At 62.3% G+C, this 15,688-nt stretch carries 15 protein-coding genes and 1 tRNA gene; 5 read left to right on the forward strand and 11 right to left on the reverse strand.

The features are described from left to right. Positions 1 to 173 precede the first annotated feature (173 nt). A complete protein-coding gene (fabI, locus tag PDMSB3_RS12180) occupies positions 174 to 965 on the forward strand; it encodes an enoyl-ACP reductase FabI (protein WP_007181384.1) in 792 nt (263 codons plus the stop codon). Positions 966 to 1,105: 140 nt separating this feature from the next. Here the strand turns inward: fabI and PDMSB3_RS12185 are convergent, their stop codons facing one another. The 8 genes from PDMSB3_RS12185 to cysS all read right to left on the reverse strand — a co-directional run bounded on the left by PDMSB3_RS12185 (position 1,106) and on the right by cysS (position 10,149). Next, the gene (locus tag PDMSB3_RS12185) at positions 1,106 to 1,453 is read right to left on the reverse strand and encodes a hypothetical protein (RefSeq protein WP_007181383.1); all 348 of its coding nucleotides are present in this window, start codon (positions 1,451 to 1,453) and stop codon (positions 1,106 to 1,108) included. A 750-nt stretch (positions 1,454 to 2,203) separates the two neighbouring features. Continuing rightward, the gene (locus PDMSB3_RS12195; protein WP_165186285.1) at positions 2,204 to 2,647 is read right to left on the reverse strand and encodes a DUF3592 domain-containing protein; all 444 of its coding nucleotides are present in this window, start codon (positions 2,645 to 2,647) and stop codon (positions 2,204 to 2,206) included. Positions 2,648 to 3,179: 532 nt separating this feature from the next. Continuing rightward, positions 3,180 to 3,273 (reverse strand) — tRNA-Ser (locus PDMSB3_RS12200). Positions 3,274 to 3,454: 181 nt separating this feature from the next. Continuing rightward, the gene (locus tag PDMSB3_RS12205) at positions 3,455 to 4,705 is read right to left on the reverse strand and encodes an aspartate kinase (RefSeq protein ID WP_007181380.1); all 1,251 of its coding nucleotides are present in this window, start codon (positions 4,703 to 4,705) and stop codon (positions 3,455 to 3,457) included. A 374-nt stretch (positions 4,706 to 5,079) separates the two neighbouring features. Further along, the gene (tilS, locus tag PDMSB3_RS12210; protein ID WP_165186288.1) at positions 5,080 to 6,510 is read right to left on the reverse strand and encodes a tRNA lysidine(34) synthetase TilS; all 1,431 of its coding nucleotides are present in this window, start codon (positions 6,508 to 6,510) and stop codon (positions 5,080 to 5,082) included. Positions 6,511 to 6,558: 48 nt separating this feature from the next. Next, positions 6,559 to 7,530, reverse strand: coding sequence for an acetyl-CoA carboxylase carboxyltransferase subunit alpha (locus PDMSB3_RS12215; RefSeq protein WP_007181378.1), 972 nt, complete (start codon positions 7,528 to 7,530; stop codon positions 6,559 to 6,561). Positions 7,531 to 7,654: 124 nt separating this feature from the next. Further along, complete coding sequence (locus PDMSB3_RS12220; RefSeq protein ID WP_007181377.1) at positions 7,655 to 8,704, reverse strand: DNA-3-methyladenine glycosylase family protein; 1,050 nt, start codon at positions 8,702 to 8,704, stop codon at positions 7,655 to 7,657. A gap of 47 nt (positions 8,705 to 8,751) precedes the next feature. Next, positions 8,752 to 10,149: a cysteine--tRNA ligase gene (cysS, locus tag PDMSB3_RS12225; protein ID WP_007181376.1), complete on the reverse strand. Its 1,398-nt coding sequence runs from the start codon at positions 10,147 to 10,149 to the stop codon at positions 8,752 to 8,754. A gap of 232 nt (positions 10,150 to 10,381) precedes the next feature. On the opposite strand from cysS, the gene PDMSB3_RS12230 reads away from it, so the two are divergent. From PDMSB3_RS12230 to PDMSB3_RS12245, 4 genes are all read left to right on the forward strand, one after another. Continuing rightward, positions 10,382 to 11,200 (forward strand): tetratricopeptide repeat protein, encoded by an 819-nt coding sequence (locus PDMSB3_RS12230; protein WP_035518029.1) that lies wholly within the window; start codon positions 10,382 to 10,384, stop codon positions 11,198 to 11,200. A 48-nt stretch (positions 11,201 to 11,248) separates the two neighbouring features. Further along, on the forward strand, positions 11,249 to 11,830 hold the full coding sequence (locus PDMSB3_RS12235) for a peptidylprolyl isomerase (protein ID WP_007181374.1): 582 nt from the start codon (positions 11,249 to 11,251) through the stop codon (positions 11,828 to 11,830). A gap of 163 nt (positions 11,831 to 11,993) precedes the next feature. After that, positions 11,994 to 12,488, forward strand: a complete 495-nt coding sequence (locus tag PDMSB3_RS12240; protein WP_007181373.1) for a peptidylprolyl isomerase — start codon at positions 11,994 to 11,996, stop codon at positions 12,486 to 12,488. Positions 12,489 to 12,546: 58 nt separating this feature from the next. Next, positions 12,547 to 13,344 (forward strand): UDP-2,3-diacylglucosamine diphosphatase, encoded by a 798-nt coding sequence (locus tag PDMSB3_RS12245; RefSeq protein WP_007181372.1) that lies wholly within the window; start codon positions 12,547 to 12,549, stop codon positions 13,342 to 13,344. A gap of 48 nt (positions 13,345 to 13,392) precedes the next feature. Here the strand turns inward: PDMSB3_RS12245 and PDMSB3_RS12250 are convergent, their stop codons facing one another. The 3 genes from PDMSB3_RS12250 to PDMSB3_RS12260 form a co-directional block, all read right to left on the reverse strand. Continuing rightward, a complete protein-coding gene (locus tag PDMSB3_RS12250) occupies positions 13,393 to 13,578 on the reverse strand; it encodes a hypothetical protein (protein WP_165186291.1) in 186 nt (61 codons plus the stop codon). Then, positions 13,578 to 14,423, reverse strand: a complete 846-nt coding sequence (cysE, locus tag PDMSB3_RS12255) for a serine O-acetyltransferase (RefSeq protein WP_007181370.1) — start codon at positions 14,421 to 14,423, stop codon at positions 13,578 to 13,580. The genes PDMSB3_RS12250 and cysE overlap by 1 nt, the downstream gene beginning before the upstream one ends. Before the next feature lie 199 nt (positions 14,424 to 14,622). Then, a complete protein-coding gene (locus PDMSB3_RS12260) occupies positions 14,623 to 15,459 on the reverse strand; it encodes an RNA methyltransferase (protein ID WP_007181369.1) in 837 nt (278 codons plus the stop codon). Positions 15,460 to 15,688 lie beyond the last annotated feature (229 nt).

Here is a 15,688-nt window from a genome sequence, read left to right on the forward strand (position 1 = left end):
CACTGAAGTGCACGAGGCGTTGGAACCCTTCGCGAGCCAGTCGTCATAGAGGTCTTGTTGATCAGTGGGCAATTGCAGTGTGAGAGAATTCTACCCAATAAACCTGCGCGATCCGCACGCCGGTTGCACACAGCGTCGACGTGTGAGGCACGCCGATCTGAACAGGAGATTCCATGGGCTTCCTCGCTGGCAAACGTATCCTGCTGACCGGCTTGTTGTCGAACCGCTCGATTGCATACGGTATCGCGCAAGCCTGCAGGCGCGAAGGCGCCGAGTTGGCGTTCACCTATGTCGGCGAGCGCTTCAAGGACCGCATCACGGAGTTCGCCGGCGAGTTCGGCAGCGAACTGGTGTTCCCCTGCGACGTCGCCGACGACGCGCAGATCGACGCCCTCTTCGCTTCGCTGAAGCAACACTGGGACGGCCTCGACGGTCTGGTCCACTCGATCGGCTTTGCGCCGCGTGAAGCGATTGCCGGTAATTTCCTCGACGGCATGACGCGCGAAAATTTCCGCATCGCGCATGACATCTCAGCGTACAGCTTCCCCGCGCTCGCCAAGGCCGCGCAGTCCATGTTCACACCGGACGCGTCGTTGCTCACGCTGAGCTATCTCGGCGCCGAGCGCGCGATTCCGAACTACAACACGATGGGTCTCGCCAAGGCTTCGCTCGAAGCGAGCGTGCGGTATCTGGCGGTCTCGCTCGGCGCCAAAGGCGTGCGCGTCAACGGCATTTCGGCGGGCCCGATCAAGACGCTGGCTGCGAGCGGCATCAAGGGCTTCGGCAAGATTCTCGAGTTCGTCGAACAGAATGCGCCGCTCAGGCGCAATGTGACGATCGAACAGGTCGGCAACACGGCGGCTTTCCTGCTGTCGGATCTGGCGGCCGGCGTGACCGCGGAAATCGTGCACGTCGATAGCGGCTTTAATGCGGTGGTGGGCGGCATGGCTGCTGTTGCGGAGTGAGAGTGTGATTCGCTTGAGCGTGTGGCGCTCTGTTCGAGCAGCTGTGTTTCGCTAGCCTGTTGCGGAAGCCCAATAGAAAAACCGCCCTCCCGGGCGGCTTTTCTTTGACTTCGCGGTTCGATCAATCCCTGTCTGGACGCTCAATGCCAGCCGCGACGATTATCGTAATGGTCGTGGCCATAGTTGTAACGCCCCGGGGGATGATGGCGATACCAGTCATCGCGCGCCCAGTAGCGGCGGCCGTCCCAATAGCGGTCGCCATGCCAGCCGATTACGATCGACGGGCCGCCGTAGTACACGGGAGCCGGTTGATACACGACCGGCGGCGGAGGCGGCGGCGGCGGTGCATAGACCGGTGCCGGCGCGACGTAAACCGGCGCGGGAATGCCGATGTTGACACCCACGTTGAGACCGCCGGCCATTGCAGCACCCGACGCGCCCAACGCGAAAACCCCGATCAGAAGCGGAACAAAACGAGCGGACTTCATCGATCACCCTTTGGAAGAATGTGTTGTTGGCGGCAATATAACGCAAGGCGCTGTCCAGCGTATTTCAACTTTGTAATAACTGATGCATAACATCGCACTCGCGCGTGACTGGTTACGTCTCGTTACATTGGATGAGGTTTTGGTGAAGAAGGGGTGGTGTTGTAATCGGTGCGGGTGTTCGTAACGGCTCAGGTTTCGTCCTCGTGGCGCCGCGTGCTGCAGCGCTTGACGGCCGAGCAGGCGCACATTGGCGGACACGCAGGGTTGCCGCCGCCATCAGGCCATCGTTATTCGGCGCGCCCCGTCCAGATGGACAGTCTCTTCAATGTCGTCTTACAGCAGCGTTGCTCTATCTGACGGTGCTATTTTCTTTGATATACATCATGGCCGTCACCGTCCCACCGCTGCCGCCGAGAGGATTCTGAACGATATATTCCTGCTTCATGGTCGAAAAGGATAGGCGGACACTTTCGTGGCAAGTTGTTTCGTTCGCGAGCGGCGCAACGTGCGTGATTATCACGTCATACAGAGCGACCGAGCCAGAAAAATCATAGTTCCTGACTATTATCTGAGGAACTTCTATTCTCGTCAGAGCAAGGCCTCGAGAAATCCCAACGCCGAACGCGCCAAAATGGAAGTGGTGCGGATTTCTGTCTGGATCATTCAACGATATCATACTGCCCGATATCACGGAAAAACCCAGACTGAGACCCAGCGTCGCGCTTGTATCATAGGTCCACTTGCTTTGCCTCAGATACGCCATTTGCTGTGATCCCCTTTCCCAGGAAACTTCACAATCAATAAATTAAACAGCCCTATGGCCGGAATACCTACAACAAATGCAGTCAATAAAATACTCGGAAACCAGATCGCACCAACCCGACCAATCGTCGGACGGGGATTGGGGGAATATTCCAGATAGAGAACGGTGACCCGGTCGCCGACCTTATAGCCAGCAATCCACCCGCCCTGAGGGTATGAAACGCGCTCCCCTTTTTTGTTTACATATTCGATCTGCGGATGACTGCCACCCGCATTTAGCGGGACGACTCGACCAGGGGCTTTGACGGCCGCGTAGAGAAAATCTTTTGTGTCGTCAATAGAGATAGCCAGGCCGATCAGACAGCCAATCCAGAATATCGAAAAAATAAGGACTTTAAAGCGTCGCATGAGCACTTCATCGGTCAGCGGCATGGTACGAAATACCCTTCACATTCGTGGTGTGTGAGTATGTTGATAGCGAAGGGGCAGTTAGCGGAGGCTCCGTGTTTTTTGGCATGCAGGTTGACCTCCAGGCAAGAGATTGAGCCGCCCTACCCCTACTCGGCGCACTTTGTTCGGCAGGTTGCACGATGCAACAGATCGGTTCGTTGTACATATTTTTCGTCACAAGGACGGCCATCGATGATTAGAGGACATGAAACATTCAAACGCCCGCTAATACTTGCATCGGGTCGAGATCATCGCAGAGCTCGGCCCGATGTTTGCCGGTGTTATCAACGTAGCGCGCTACGGCCGTTCGACTACCAGACAGATCCCAATCATCTCGCAGAAACTGCGGCTTGGTTCTCCGAACCGAGAGGGGCATCCACCGCACGCGGCGGAAACCGGTGATAGAAGGGTTTGATGGGCTATGACTACGCGGGCAGAAAGGACGTATCGAATAATGCGCCCCAAAAAACAAAACCCCGCAGAGCCTAAACTCTGCGGGGTTTGCCACCATCGCTGGCGGAGACGGAGGGATTCGAACCCTCGATCCAGGTTTTGGCCCAGATGCTCCCTTAGCAGGGGAGTGCCTTCGACCTCTCGGCCACGTCTCCCAAACTTTCGGTCGCGCAGGGAGTCAGCGCGACGAAGCCAAGATAATAGCGGGCCGAACTGCGAAGGTCAATGTCTGGCGAACATTTTTTGTGCCAGTTTTGTCATCGATGACGCAATTTATTCACATCGACCGCGCAAAACAAACGGAGCGCTCCTGTCCACTCCGTTGCCCAAAGCTACTTACGCCTGATCCAGTTCGAACGCTTTATGCAGCGCGCGCACAGCGAGCTCCATGTACTTCTCGTCAATCAATACCGAGATCTTGATTTCGGAGGTCGAGATCATCTGGATGTTGATGCCCTCTTCCGACAGCGTGCGGAACATGGTGCTCGCGATACCGACGTGCGAGCGCATGCCGACGCCGACCACCGACACCTTCGACACCTTCGGATCGCCCAGCACCTGCTCGGCCTGCACGTGGCCCTTCACCTGGCCCGTGAGGATGTCCATGGCGCGCTGATAGTCGCCACGGCCGACCGTGAACGTGAACGCCGTTTTACCATCCACGCTCTGGTTCTGAATGATCATGTCGACGTCGATATTCGCGTCCGCCACCGGGCCGAGAATCTGATACGCGATGCCCGGCTTGTCGGGCACACCCATCACGGCGATGCGAGCTTCATCGCGCTGAAACGCGATACCCGAGATGACTGCTTTTTCCATGGTCTCGTCTTCTTCAAAAGTAATCAGGGTGCCCGACTTCATTTCAGCGTCGAGCGGCATCAGCGGATCGGTCAGGCTCGACAGCACACGCGTTTTCACCTGATATTTGCCGGCGAATTCCACCGAGCGGATCTGCAGCACCTTCGAACCCAGGCTTGCCATTTCCAGCATTTCTTCGAACGTCACGCGATCGAGCCGGCGTGCTTCTTCCACCACGCGCGGGTCGGTCGTGTAGACACCGTCGACGTCCGTGTAGATCAGGCACTCGTCAGCCTTCAGCGCAGCCGCGACGGCGACCGCCGACGTATCCGAACCGCCGCGGCCGAGCGTAGTGATATTGCCGTCAGGATCGATGCCCTGGAAGCCGGTGATCACCACCACCTTGCCCGCGTCGAGATCGCGCAGCACGCGCTCGCCGTCGATTTCGCTGATACGCGCTTTCGTGAATGCGCTATCCGTTTTGACCGGCACTTGCCAGCCGGCGTAGCTGACCGCGTCGACGCCGGCTTCCTGCAGCGCGATGGCGAGCAGTCCGGAGCTGACCTGCTCGCCCGTAGCGGCGATCATGTCGAGTTCGCGCGGGCTCGGCTGAGCCGTGATTTCTTTCGCGAGACCGAGCAAACGGTTGGTTTCGCCGGACATCGCCGACGGCACGACGACCATCTTGTGGCCAGCCTTGTGCCATTTCGCGACGCGCCTGGCGACGTTCTTGATGCGCTCGACCGAGCCCATCGAGGTGCCGCCGTATTTGTGTACGATGAGTGCCATTGTCGTTCTGAACTGGAGGAGAAACCGCGCTGGCGCGCTGGAGACGACCGCACAAAAGCACAGGAGCGCAACGTCTTGTGAACGACGGCAAAATGTGTGGCGGCGTAAATGCAGCACGCGTGCAGCACGCGCGGATTTGCCCGGGAATGATCGCTGATGGCTTATCGGAAACGACGGATCACGATCGCAGACCGGTAAAAGCGACGGCAAAAGCGGTCGGGCAAACAAGCTAAATTACCCGATCGAGCGTAAAAAGACAAGCCGCAAAGGCCATCGAAATGCGTTCAATAAGGGCGGCAAAGGCTTGTTTCACGCGGATTTGCGCCACGTTTGCGGATTCACCGGTTAGCTCATCGGGGTGTCCGACCGGCCGGTCAGGCGATCAGCAGATCTTCGCGCCACGCTATGCTGACGTGTGATCCAGCCTCGTCGGGCTGCTCTGGCAACGCAGCGCGATTCACCCCGAGCAGGGGCACGAACAGCAGCTCCTCGCCGACGTAGAGCAGTGGCACGTCGCGTTTCCACGCGGGAATACCGCGCTCCTGGAACAGGTTTTTCAGGGTGCGGCCCGGCGCATTGCGCGCCGCACCCGTGCGCATCCGTTCGCCGCCGCTGCGCGAGCGTGCGCTCAACACAGCGCCCCGCAAAAGACTGATAGGCATCGCGTCGGGCTCGCCCGCGGCCGCATCGGCGAATACGAACGTGCCGCGCCATTGCGGCAAGCGCCAGACCGACTCGCCCTGCCATGCCAGTTCGCCGACCGCGCGCGGGGCGAGCGCGGTTTCGTCGGCGGGCTCGCTGCTGTCTCCGGATTCCCAGTACACGAGGCCGCGGTAGCTGCGCAATGCATGACCCGCGTGATCGACACGCAGCGCATGGCCCTCACCCGCCGCGCCGATTTCGCGCAGTTGACGCAGCGCGTCGCCAAGACGCACGCTCGACGCAGCGGCGAGGCCCAGCGTGCGCATCCAGTAGCGCATGAGGTTAAGCGCGCGGTCGTCGTCGAGCGCGAGCAAGGCGTCGTGCGAGAGCGCGCGTCCTTCGTCGCGTGATGTGGCTTCCATGTCGATGCGCGCGAGTTCATCGAGCAAGCGCTGCGCGGACGCCGCGTGTGCCGCCGTGCGAGCCAGTGCGTCACGAAAGCCGGGAAAGTGGACAGCGAGCGCCGGCATCACATCGTGGCGCAACGCGTTGCGCGCATAGCGCGTGTCCGCATTCGACTCGTCGTCGATCCAGCGTAGCGCACGCTCGCTCGCATATTGTTCGAGCTGCGCACGCAGCAGATGTAGCAAAGGCCGCACGCGTGTTGCCGACGCCTTCGCCGGCAAATACTCCGGCGCCATCGCGGCAAGACCCGCGAGGCCGGCACCCCGCAGCAACTGCAGCAGCACCGTTTCCGCCTGATCGTCCGCATGTTGCGCGAGCCAGAGCGTGGCGACACCGCGCGACGCGCACATGCCTTCGAGCGCGCGATAACGCGCATCGCGCGCGGCGGCCTCGACGCTCACACCCGTGTCACGCGACACCACGACGCGCTCCGCAGCGAACTCGACGCCACGCTCCCGCGCGAACGCGTCGCAATGCGCGAGCCACGCATCCGCATGAGCGCTCAGGCCGTGATGCACGTGCAACGCCACGCAGCGCGACGCGCCAGCGACACGCACTGCGGCATCGAGCAGCACGCTCGAATCCACGCCGCCGCTAAACGCAATCGCAATACGGGCGGTTGCGGAAAGCCTGGACAACGAAAAGCCGACCGCCTCGATAACGAGGCGGTCGGCAGATGTTTCGGCGGTGGAAGTCACGTCGCTCGCACGCTGGGCGCTGAAGGACGAAAGAGAACGCGCGCGGGCTTAGGCACCCGGCGTCGTTTCCTTGAACTTGCCGTACGACATCAACCGTTCGAAACGGCGTTGGCGCAGGTCATTGATGCTCATGCCCTGGAACTGGCGCAGCGAATCGGCAAGCGCACGGCGCAGCATGGCGGCCATGCCCTTCGGATCGCGATGCGCGCCGCCGAGCGGCTCGTTGACGATCTTGTCGATCAAACCGAGCGCCTTCAGCCGATGCGCGGTCAGGCCAAGCGCTTCCGCGGCTTCCGGCGCTTTCGCGGCGCTCTTCCACAGAATCGATGCGCAGCCTTCCGGCGAAATCACCGAATAGGTCGAGAATTGCAGCATCAGCACGCTGTCGCCCACAGCAATGGCCAGCGCGCCGCCCGAACCGCCTTCACCGATGATCGTCGCGATCAGCGGCGTCTTCAATTCAGCCATCACGTACAGATTGCGGCCGATCGCCTCCGACTGACCGCGCTCTTCCGCGCCAATGCCCGGATACGCGCCCGGCGTGTCGATGAAGGTGAAAATCGGCAAGCCGAATTTTTCGGCGAGACGCATCAGACGTTCGGCCTTGCGATAGCCTTCCGGACGCGGCATGCCGAAGTTGCGCAGCGCGCGCTCCTTGGTGTCGCGGCCCTTCTGATGGCCGATCACCATGCAGGCCTGGCCGTTGAAACGCGCAAGGCCGCCGACGATCGACAGGTCGTCCGCATAGTTGCGGTCACCGTGCAGTTCGTGGAAATCGGTGAACAGCTCGTTCACGTAGTCGAACGTGTATGGACGTTGCGGATGGCGAGCGATTTGCGAAACCTGCCACGGCGTGAGGTTCGCGTACAGATCTTTGGTGAGCTGTTGACTTTTCTTGGACAGCCGCTCGATCTCTTCCGAAATATCGACGGCCGAATCGTCCTGCACGAAGCGCAATTCTTCGATCTTCGCTTCGAGTTCAGCGATCGGCTGTTCGAAATCCAGAAAGGTGGTCTTCATTGGTTGTAATCCTTGGACTTACCGGCAGCGCGTATTCTAACCGCGCTCGCCGATGTCAAAACCATTTCTCAACTATCAATTTTTAACAGTCGATAGTTTTTGATCTGATTCCGTTTCTTGTTCTTCAGTAGTCGACCGGCAGCGGGTCCAGACTACGCCACATATACCAGGTGGCGACGGTACGCCACGGCTCCCAGTTGGCGGCGACTTCGCGCGCTTCGCTGCGCGTGACCGGCTCACCGCTGAAATAGTTGACGCTGATCGCACGGATCAGTCCCAGGTCGTCGAGCGGCAGGACATCCGGGCGCGACAGATTGAAGATCAGGAACATCTCCGCCGTCCAGCGGCCGATGCCGCGAATCTGCGTGAGCTCGGCGATCACCGCCTCGTCTTCCATCGACGTCCATTTGCCGACGTGCAACGCACCCGAAACGAAATGCTGCGCGAGATCGAGCACGTACTCGGCTTTGCGTTTGGACAACCCGCATGTAGTCAGCTTTTCCAGACCGAGCTTGATGAACTGCTGCGGCACCAGCTTCGGGCAGGCGGCCTCGACTTTCGCCCACGCTGCTTGTGCTGACGCGACCGAAATCTGCTGCCCCACCACCGAGCGCGCGAGCGTGACGAACGGATCGCCGCGGCTCAACAGATGCACCGGACCGAACTTCGGAATCAGCTTCTTCAGAATACGATCGCGCTTGACAAGGTCGGCACACGCCTTGTCCCAATACGCCGGCCGCGTAACCTCGGGCGTGAGGCCGCCGATCTGCACCGGCACCGCGACTTCGCTCGCGCTCGCCGCTTCGCCCCCCGCGGTAGCGGATGCGCGCGTCTTGCGCACGACTTCGCCTTCGTGCCCCTCGCCTGTCACACGGGCCAGTTCCTGCACGTCGCCGGCCAGTTCGGCCGGCAATGCGCCATTGCTCTTTGCACGCGACGCCTTCGCGCGTTTCGCGACAGGCGCATGTACCGACGCGCCGTTGAGCGCGCGCTTGACCGAAGTCTTTTTCGATGCGCCCGCTGCGGTCTCGGCCACCGCCCCGGCGGCTTTCGACGATGCTTTCTTTAACACGCCGCTGCCCGTGCGAGCCGACGTGCGTGTCGACTTTCCCGCGGCTGCCGCGTTTGTTTGAGACGCGGCTCGTTTAGCCGGCGTCTTCGTGGCCGTTGCCATCCTGCCTCCTGCCTGGCGAGTCGATCAAAGGGAAGCTCGAGGTGCGCTCACACGCGCCGCCACTCGGTCAACCCGCCGGGTTTGTCTTCAAGTGCAACGCCGGCCTCGAGCAATTCGGACCGGATCCGGTCTGCCGCCGCAAAGTCCTTCGACTGCTTCGCGGCCGCGCGCGCGGCAATCTTCGCTTCGATCGCTGCGGCCTCGAGCGCGCCCACGGCCGCTGTGCCCGCCGCCTGCTGCAGGTAGGCACGCGGCTCGCGGCCGAGCAGTCCGATCACCGCGCCAAGCGAACGCAATTGACGGGCCAGCGCGGAGTCGCGCGTGCGGTTCACTTCACTTGCCAACTCGAACAACACCGATACCGCAACCGGCGTGTTGAAGTCGTCGTTCATTGCTGCCTGGAAACGCTGCGCATACGCTTCGTTCCAGTCGAGTTCCGCGCCGTCAGGCGTGACGTCCTTCAGCGCGGTGTACAGACGCGTGAGGGCGTTGCGGGCGTCGTCGATATGCACGTCGCTGTAGTTCAGCGGCGAGCGGTAATGCGCGCGCGCGATGAAAAACCGCACGACCTCGGCATCGTACTGCGCCAATACTTCGCGAATCGTAAAGAAGTTGTTCAACGACTTCGACATCTTCTCATTGTCGATCTGTACGTAGCCGTTGTGCATCCAGAAATTGACGAAGGTTTGACCGGTGGCAGCTTCACTTTGCGCAATCTCGTTTTCGTGGTGCGGAAACTGCAGATCCTGGCCGCCACCATGAATGTCAAAATGTTCGCCGAGCAACGTGCAGCCCATCGCCGAGCATTCGATATGCCAGCCCGGACGGCCGCGCCCGTACTTCGAATCCCAGCCGGTGTCGGCGGGCTCGTCGGGCTTGGCCTGTTTCCACAGCACGAAGTCGAGCGGATCCTGCTTCGCGTCGTTCGCGGCGACGCGCTCGCCCGCGCGCAGATCTTCGAGCGACTTGCCCGAGAGCTTGCCGTAGTTCGCGAACTTGCGCACCGCGTAGTTCACGTCGCCGTCGCTCGCCTGATAGGCGTAGCCGTTCGCCTCGAGCCGCTCGATCATGCCGAGCATCTGCGGAATAAAATCCGTGGCGCGTGGCTCGATGTCGGGCCGCTGGATGCCGAGCGCGTCCGCGTCTTCATGCAGTGCCTTGATGAAGCGGTCGGTCAGCGATTTGATCGTTTCGCCATTCTCGACCGCGCGCCGGATGATCTTGTCGTCGATGTCGGTGATGTTGCGCACGTAGGTCACGTCGTAGCCGAGCGTGCGCAACCAGCGCTGCACGATGTCGAACACGACCATGACCCGCGCATGACCGACGTGACAATAGTCGTACACGGTCATCCCGCAGACGTACATCCGCACGACACCGTCTTGCAGCGGCACGAAAGTTTGCTTGTCACGCGCGAGCGTGTTGTAGATGCGCAGTGATTCCATAGAGAACGGTGCGTGGGCCGAAAGAAATCCGCAATGTGTTTCATGCGCGCCGCGCCCAGCGAACAGACGGCGGGGTGCAGCGCATACAGCAAAACCGGTGCAACGGGTGCGGCGGTCAGGCTGCGGTCAAGGCGGAGACGACCACGAGTGGCGAAAAGACAGTTTGCGGTTCGACGGAACGCGCAGACCTTTTGTTAGAATGGGTCGGAGTATAACATCCAGACCTGAGCCTATGAAACCTTCAAGCGGCCGCGCGCGCAGCGCTGCGACCCTCGCCGCGACGGCCTTTGGTAGCGTCGCGCGCGGCGTGACGCACGGCATGAGCGGCGGCGTTGCGCCCGGCGCGACCCGTGCCCTCGCTTTGCGCATCACCCTGGCTGTGGCCCTTGCGACCGTGCCGGCAGCGGCCGCCTTTGCGCAGAAGACCGCCACGCTGCCGCAAGGTCCCGCCGTGCGCGACAACACGCCGGAAATCGACGCGTCGATCGCGCAGAAAAACTGGGCCGCCTCCTTGACCCAGCTCGACGCGCGCATCGCCTCGAATCCGCGCGACGCGCAAGCGAAGTTCAAGCGCGGCACGGTGCTCGCCCACCTGGGCCGCGACGACGAAGCCATCACCGCGTTCACCGAACTCACGCAAACCTACCCCGAGTTGCCCGAGCCGTATAACAACCTCGCCGCGCTGTACGCGAAGCAAGGCCGTTATGCCGAAGCGCGCGCCGCGCTCGAAACGGCGACCAAGGTCAACCCGGGCTACGGCCTCGCATACGAAAATCTCGGCGACCTGTATCTGCGTATGGCCAACGAAGCCTATCGCCGCGCGCAGAGCCTCGGCAAGGTGAGCCCCACCACCACGCAGCGCCTCGCGGACATCCAGAAGGTCATCTCGCCGGTCAGAACCCACGCGCCGGCACAGCAGGCCGCCACCGCGGAAGACAACTACACCGCGCGCGCCACCTCGAACATGAACATGACGCAGACGCCGAGCTTCCAGTACGGCGGCGCGAACGGCTCGCTCGCCATGCCGCCCTACATGGCGCCGTCGAAGTAACGCCGTTAAGTTTTCGCGCAACACGTTTTTCCAACCCTGAGGATCTTCATGAAATGGTTGATGTTGGCGCTCGGCAGCGCCGCCCTGATCGCAAACGCGCCCGCCTTTGCCCAGTCCGGTTCGCAAGCCGCGCATCCGTCCGTCCTCTTCAAGACATCGGAAGGCGACATTCGTGTCGAGTTGTATCCCGAGAAAGCGCCCAAGACGGTCGCCAACTTCCTCGACTACGTGAAGTCCGGCCAGTACAGCGGCACGATTTTCCATCGCGTGATTCGCGGCTTCATGATTCAGGGCGGCGGCTATACGCAGAGTTTCGCTGAGAAGCCCACGCGCGCTCCGATCGTGCTCGAAAGCCGTAACGGTCTGAAGAACACGACCGGCACGCTCGCCATGGCGCGCACCAGCGATCCGAATTCGGCCACCGCGCAGTTCTTCATCAACACGGTGGACAATGCCGGCCTCGACTATCCGAATCCGGACGGCAACGGCTATGCGGTGTTCGGCAAGGTCACGGGCGGCATGGACGTCGTGAAGAAGATCGAAGGCACACCCACCACCTCGCGCGGCCCGATGAGCGACGTGCCGCAAAAGCCGGTCGTGATCGAGTCGGCAACGGTCGTCGGCAAGTAATTGCAGCAATCAAGGCGCGCAACATACGGCAACACACAGCAACACATACAGCGCGCCTGAATAAAAAGCGTCAGCGCACAATCCACGCCCCGGCGCGGCCCGGCGTCAGTTCATGACGACTTGCCGCGCCTTTTACCCACCCCGTTCATCAAAGGATTCCATCATGGTTGAACTGCATACGAACCACGGCGTCATCAAACTCGAACTGGACGCTGAAAAGGCGCCGAAATCGGTTGAGAACTTCCTCAACTACGTGAAGGCCGGCCACTACGACAACACGGTGTTTCACCGCGTGATCGACGGCTTCATGATCCAGGGCGGCGGCTTCGAGCCCGGCATGAAGCAGAAGCCGACGGCCGAGCCGATCACCAACGAAGCGAACAACGGTCTGAAGAACGTGAACGGCTCGATCGCGATGGCTCGCACGAACGACCCGCATTCGGCCACGGCGCAGTTCTTCATCAACGTGAACGACAACGACTTTCTGAACCATTCGTCGCCGACGCCGCAGGGCTGGGGCTACGCCGTGTTCGGCAAGGTGGTCGAAGGCATGGACATCGTCGAGAAGATCAAGAAGGTCAAGACGGGCTCGAAGGGCTTCCATCAGGACGTGCCGGCTGACGACGTGGTGATCGAAAAAGCTGTGATCGTCGACTGAACGTGAACGAAGCGTGAACCAAGCGTCGACTCGTTCGAACTGACATCAGGCACCTTCAATGCTGCAAGAAACGCCGCTGCGAAGCGTCGCCGCGGGCGTGCCTGGCGAGGGCAAGCGCCCGCACGCCGCACGCCCGTTTTTTTTCCTCTCCGATCTTCACTTGAGCGAGGCGATTCCGCATACGGTCGCCGCGTTCGAGCATTTCATCCGCGTCACCGCCGAGCAGGCCGATTCGGTTTTCATCCTCGGCGACCTGTTCGAGTACTGGATCGGCGACGACATGCTCGTCGAGCCGTTCGTCGCGCGTATGGCGGCGCTGCTGCACACATTGTCCGAGCGCGGCATTGCGCTCTACGTCATGCACGGCAACCGCGATTTTCTGCTGGGCAAGCGTTTCATGAGAGCGGCCGGCGCGATCTGGCTACCCGACCCTTTCGTGATCACCGCATTCGGCACGCGTATCGCGCTCGCGCACGGCGACGGGCTGTGCACCGCGGATCGCGGCTATCAAATGTTCCGACGTCTTGGGCGCAGCCGTTTCGCGCAGATGCTTTTTCTGGCGTGGCCGTTCCGCTGGCGTCAGAAGCTCGCCGAGAACATGCGCTCGAAAAGCGAACAAGGCCGCGCGCGGCCGGTTTCGCCGAAGTACGACGTGACGGCCGCGGCGGTGGGCGCGTTGTTCAAGTCGTCGAAAACGGCGACCATCATTCATGGGCACACGCACCGGCCGGCGCGGCATCGCGAACCGGGCGGCACGCGCTGGGTTCTGCCGGATTGGGATCTGGACCACGGCGAGCGCCGTGGCGGGTATCTGCGTATCGATGCTGAAGGGATTCGGGCGCTGCCGCTGGATTGATTGTGGCGGCGGTTGATTACGGCGCTGTCGCCGCTCAGCGTGCCAGCATTAATACTGGCCTGCCTGCGGGCCGCATTCAGCGCTGCTGGCTGCCCTTGGGTTAGCGCCCGCGCAGTGTGGTGTTGATGGTGGCGCCAAGCGCGAGCGTTCGGCTTCGGCTTCGGCTTCGGCTTCGGCTTCGGCTTCGGCTTCGGCTTCGGCTTCGGCTTCGGCTTCGGCTTCGGCTGGCAGCATCAGCGCTCCGCCACCGCCCCATCCACCTTGCCCGCGATTGCGGCCGACAGGCGCCGCAGATCGAGCAGCGCCGCGTCCGCGCCTTGTATTGCTTCGAGACTCGTGCCCAGCCGGTCCAGCGCATCGACGATTTCGTCGATGCGCTTCGCTTGCGTGGCCGCGTGATCGATCAGGCCGTGAATCGCCAGCGACACGGGATCGTCTGCATTCGGCGTGATGCCGTACGCGCAGAAGCCACTGCTTCCGACCGAGCGTTTCGCATCGCTCGCGGCGCCGCCGGAATCGGAATTCACCGCAGCGGAAGCCACTTCCGACGCCACCGCAGCCGCCGCCGGCACGATGATCCGCGCCGGATTGCCCACCGCAGTGCCGCGCGCCGGCACGGGCTTGGTCACCACCGCGTTCGAACCGATCTTCGCCTCCGCGCCGATCGTAAAGCCGCCGAGCACCTTCGCGCCCGCGCCGACGATCACGCCGCGCTCGAGCGTCGGATGCCGTTTCGCCCCGCGAGTGAGCGACGTGCCGCCGAGCGTCACGCCCTGGTAGATGGTGCAGTCGTCGCCGACCTGGGCAGTCTCGCCGATCACCACGCCCATACCGTGATCGATGAATACGCGCCGCCCGAGCGTCGCGCCCGGATGGATTTCGATGCCGGTCATGAAGCGCGCCACCTGCGAGACGAAACGTGCGAGCCAGCGGCGCCTTGCCTGCCAGCATGCATGAGCGAGCCGGTGCAGCACGAGCGCGTGCAGCCCCGGGTAACACGTGAGGACTTCCCAGGCGCTGCGGGCGGCGGGGTCGCGCTCGCGGATCGTGGCAATGTCTTCGCGAAGTCTCGTGAACATGGCAAGGGACTGTGTTGTAGGAGAAAGGGCCACACGCGCGACAACGCACGCATGCCGGCACGGCTTGCCGCATAGCACGGCAGCAGCTTTGCTTAGAACGTTTCGAGGATTGTAGGGCGAATGCGCGCAACGTGCCGCAAGCCCACGCTGCCGGCGGGGTCGTCGCCGGCTATCCGGCTATCGGAACGGCACGCCGTTCTCAGGACGCGTCGCCGCCCTTGGGTCCGGTCTTCAACAGAATGTGTTTGGCGATGCCGCGCACGATATTCACTTCCTCACGCTCAAGACCGGAGCGCGCGAACAGCCGCCGCAGACGCGACATCAGCTTCTTCGGATTGGCCGGATCGAGAAATTCGAGCGCGACCAGCGCGCTTTCCAGATGCATGAACATGCTTTCGATTTCGTCGCTCGCCGCGCGTGCGCCGGCCGGTTCGGCCGGTCCCGCCGCCGCCCGAGGCGCGGCGTGCGCCGCGGTCGTTGCGCTATCGGCCGAAAGATAGGTGGTGCGCAACTCGTACGCGAGCACCTGCACGGCCTGCGCGAGATTGAGCGAGCTGTAGGCCGGATTGGCCGGAATATGCGCGAGCGCGCTGCACCGCTCGACATCCTCGTTCGACAAACCCGTGCGCTCGTTGCCGAATACCAGCGCGATCTCGCCGTGCATCGCCTGCTCGCGCGCGACGCCGGCCGCGGCGCGCGGCGCCCATTGCGGCGGCCCGTATTCCCGCAGCCGCGCGGTCAGCGCGATCGACCAATGCACGCCGCTCAAGGCGTCGGCGAGCGTCGGCACGACGTGCGCGGAGGCCAGCACGTCGTCGGCGCCGCTCGCCATAGCGATGGCCTCCGGATCGGCCTGTACCTGCGGCACGCGCGGCGACACCAGCACGAGCCGCGAGAAACCCATGGTTTTCAACGCGCGCGCCGCGGCGCCGACATTGCCGGGGTGGCTCGGCTCGACGAGCACGAAGCGGGTCGAGGTAAAGCCGCCGCGCAATTCGGCTACGGCACGATCGGAAGAATGGGGGGTATGGTCCACGATGGAATTCGGCAAACTAAAGACGCGTATGGTAGCGCCAACGCCGTAGCCGGTCAGGACTGCACGCAAGTGCGCACGCAAATACGCCCGCGAACACGCTCGCGACCGGTGGGCCGGGCCGCGTAGAAACAGGCAAATTGTCCACCTGCCCCGCGAACGCTGCCGCGGCGCCCGGACTCAGGTAAAATGCCGAAACTCGCGTCCAGCTTTGCCATCCGGCCTTGCATGA

The organism is Paraburkholderia dioscoreae (assembly GCF_902459535.1).
In the GTDB taxonomy this organism is placed as follows: domain Bacteria; phylum Pseudomonadota; class Gammaproteobacteria; order Burkholderiales; family Burkholderiaceae; genus Paraburkholderia; species Paraburkholderia dioscoreae.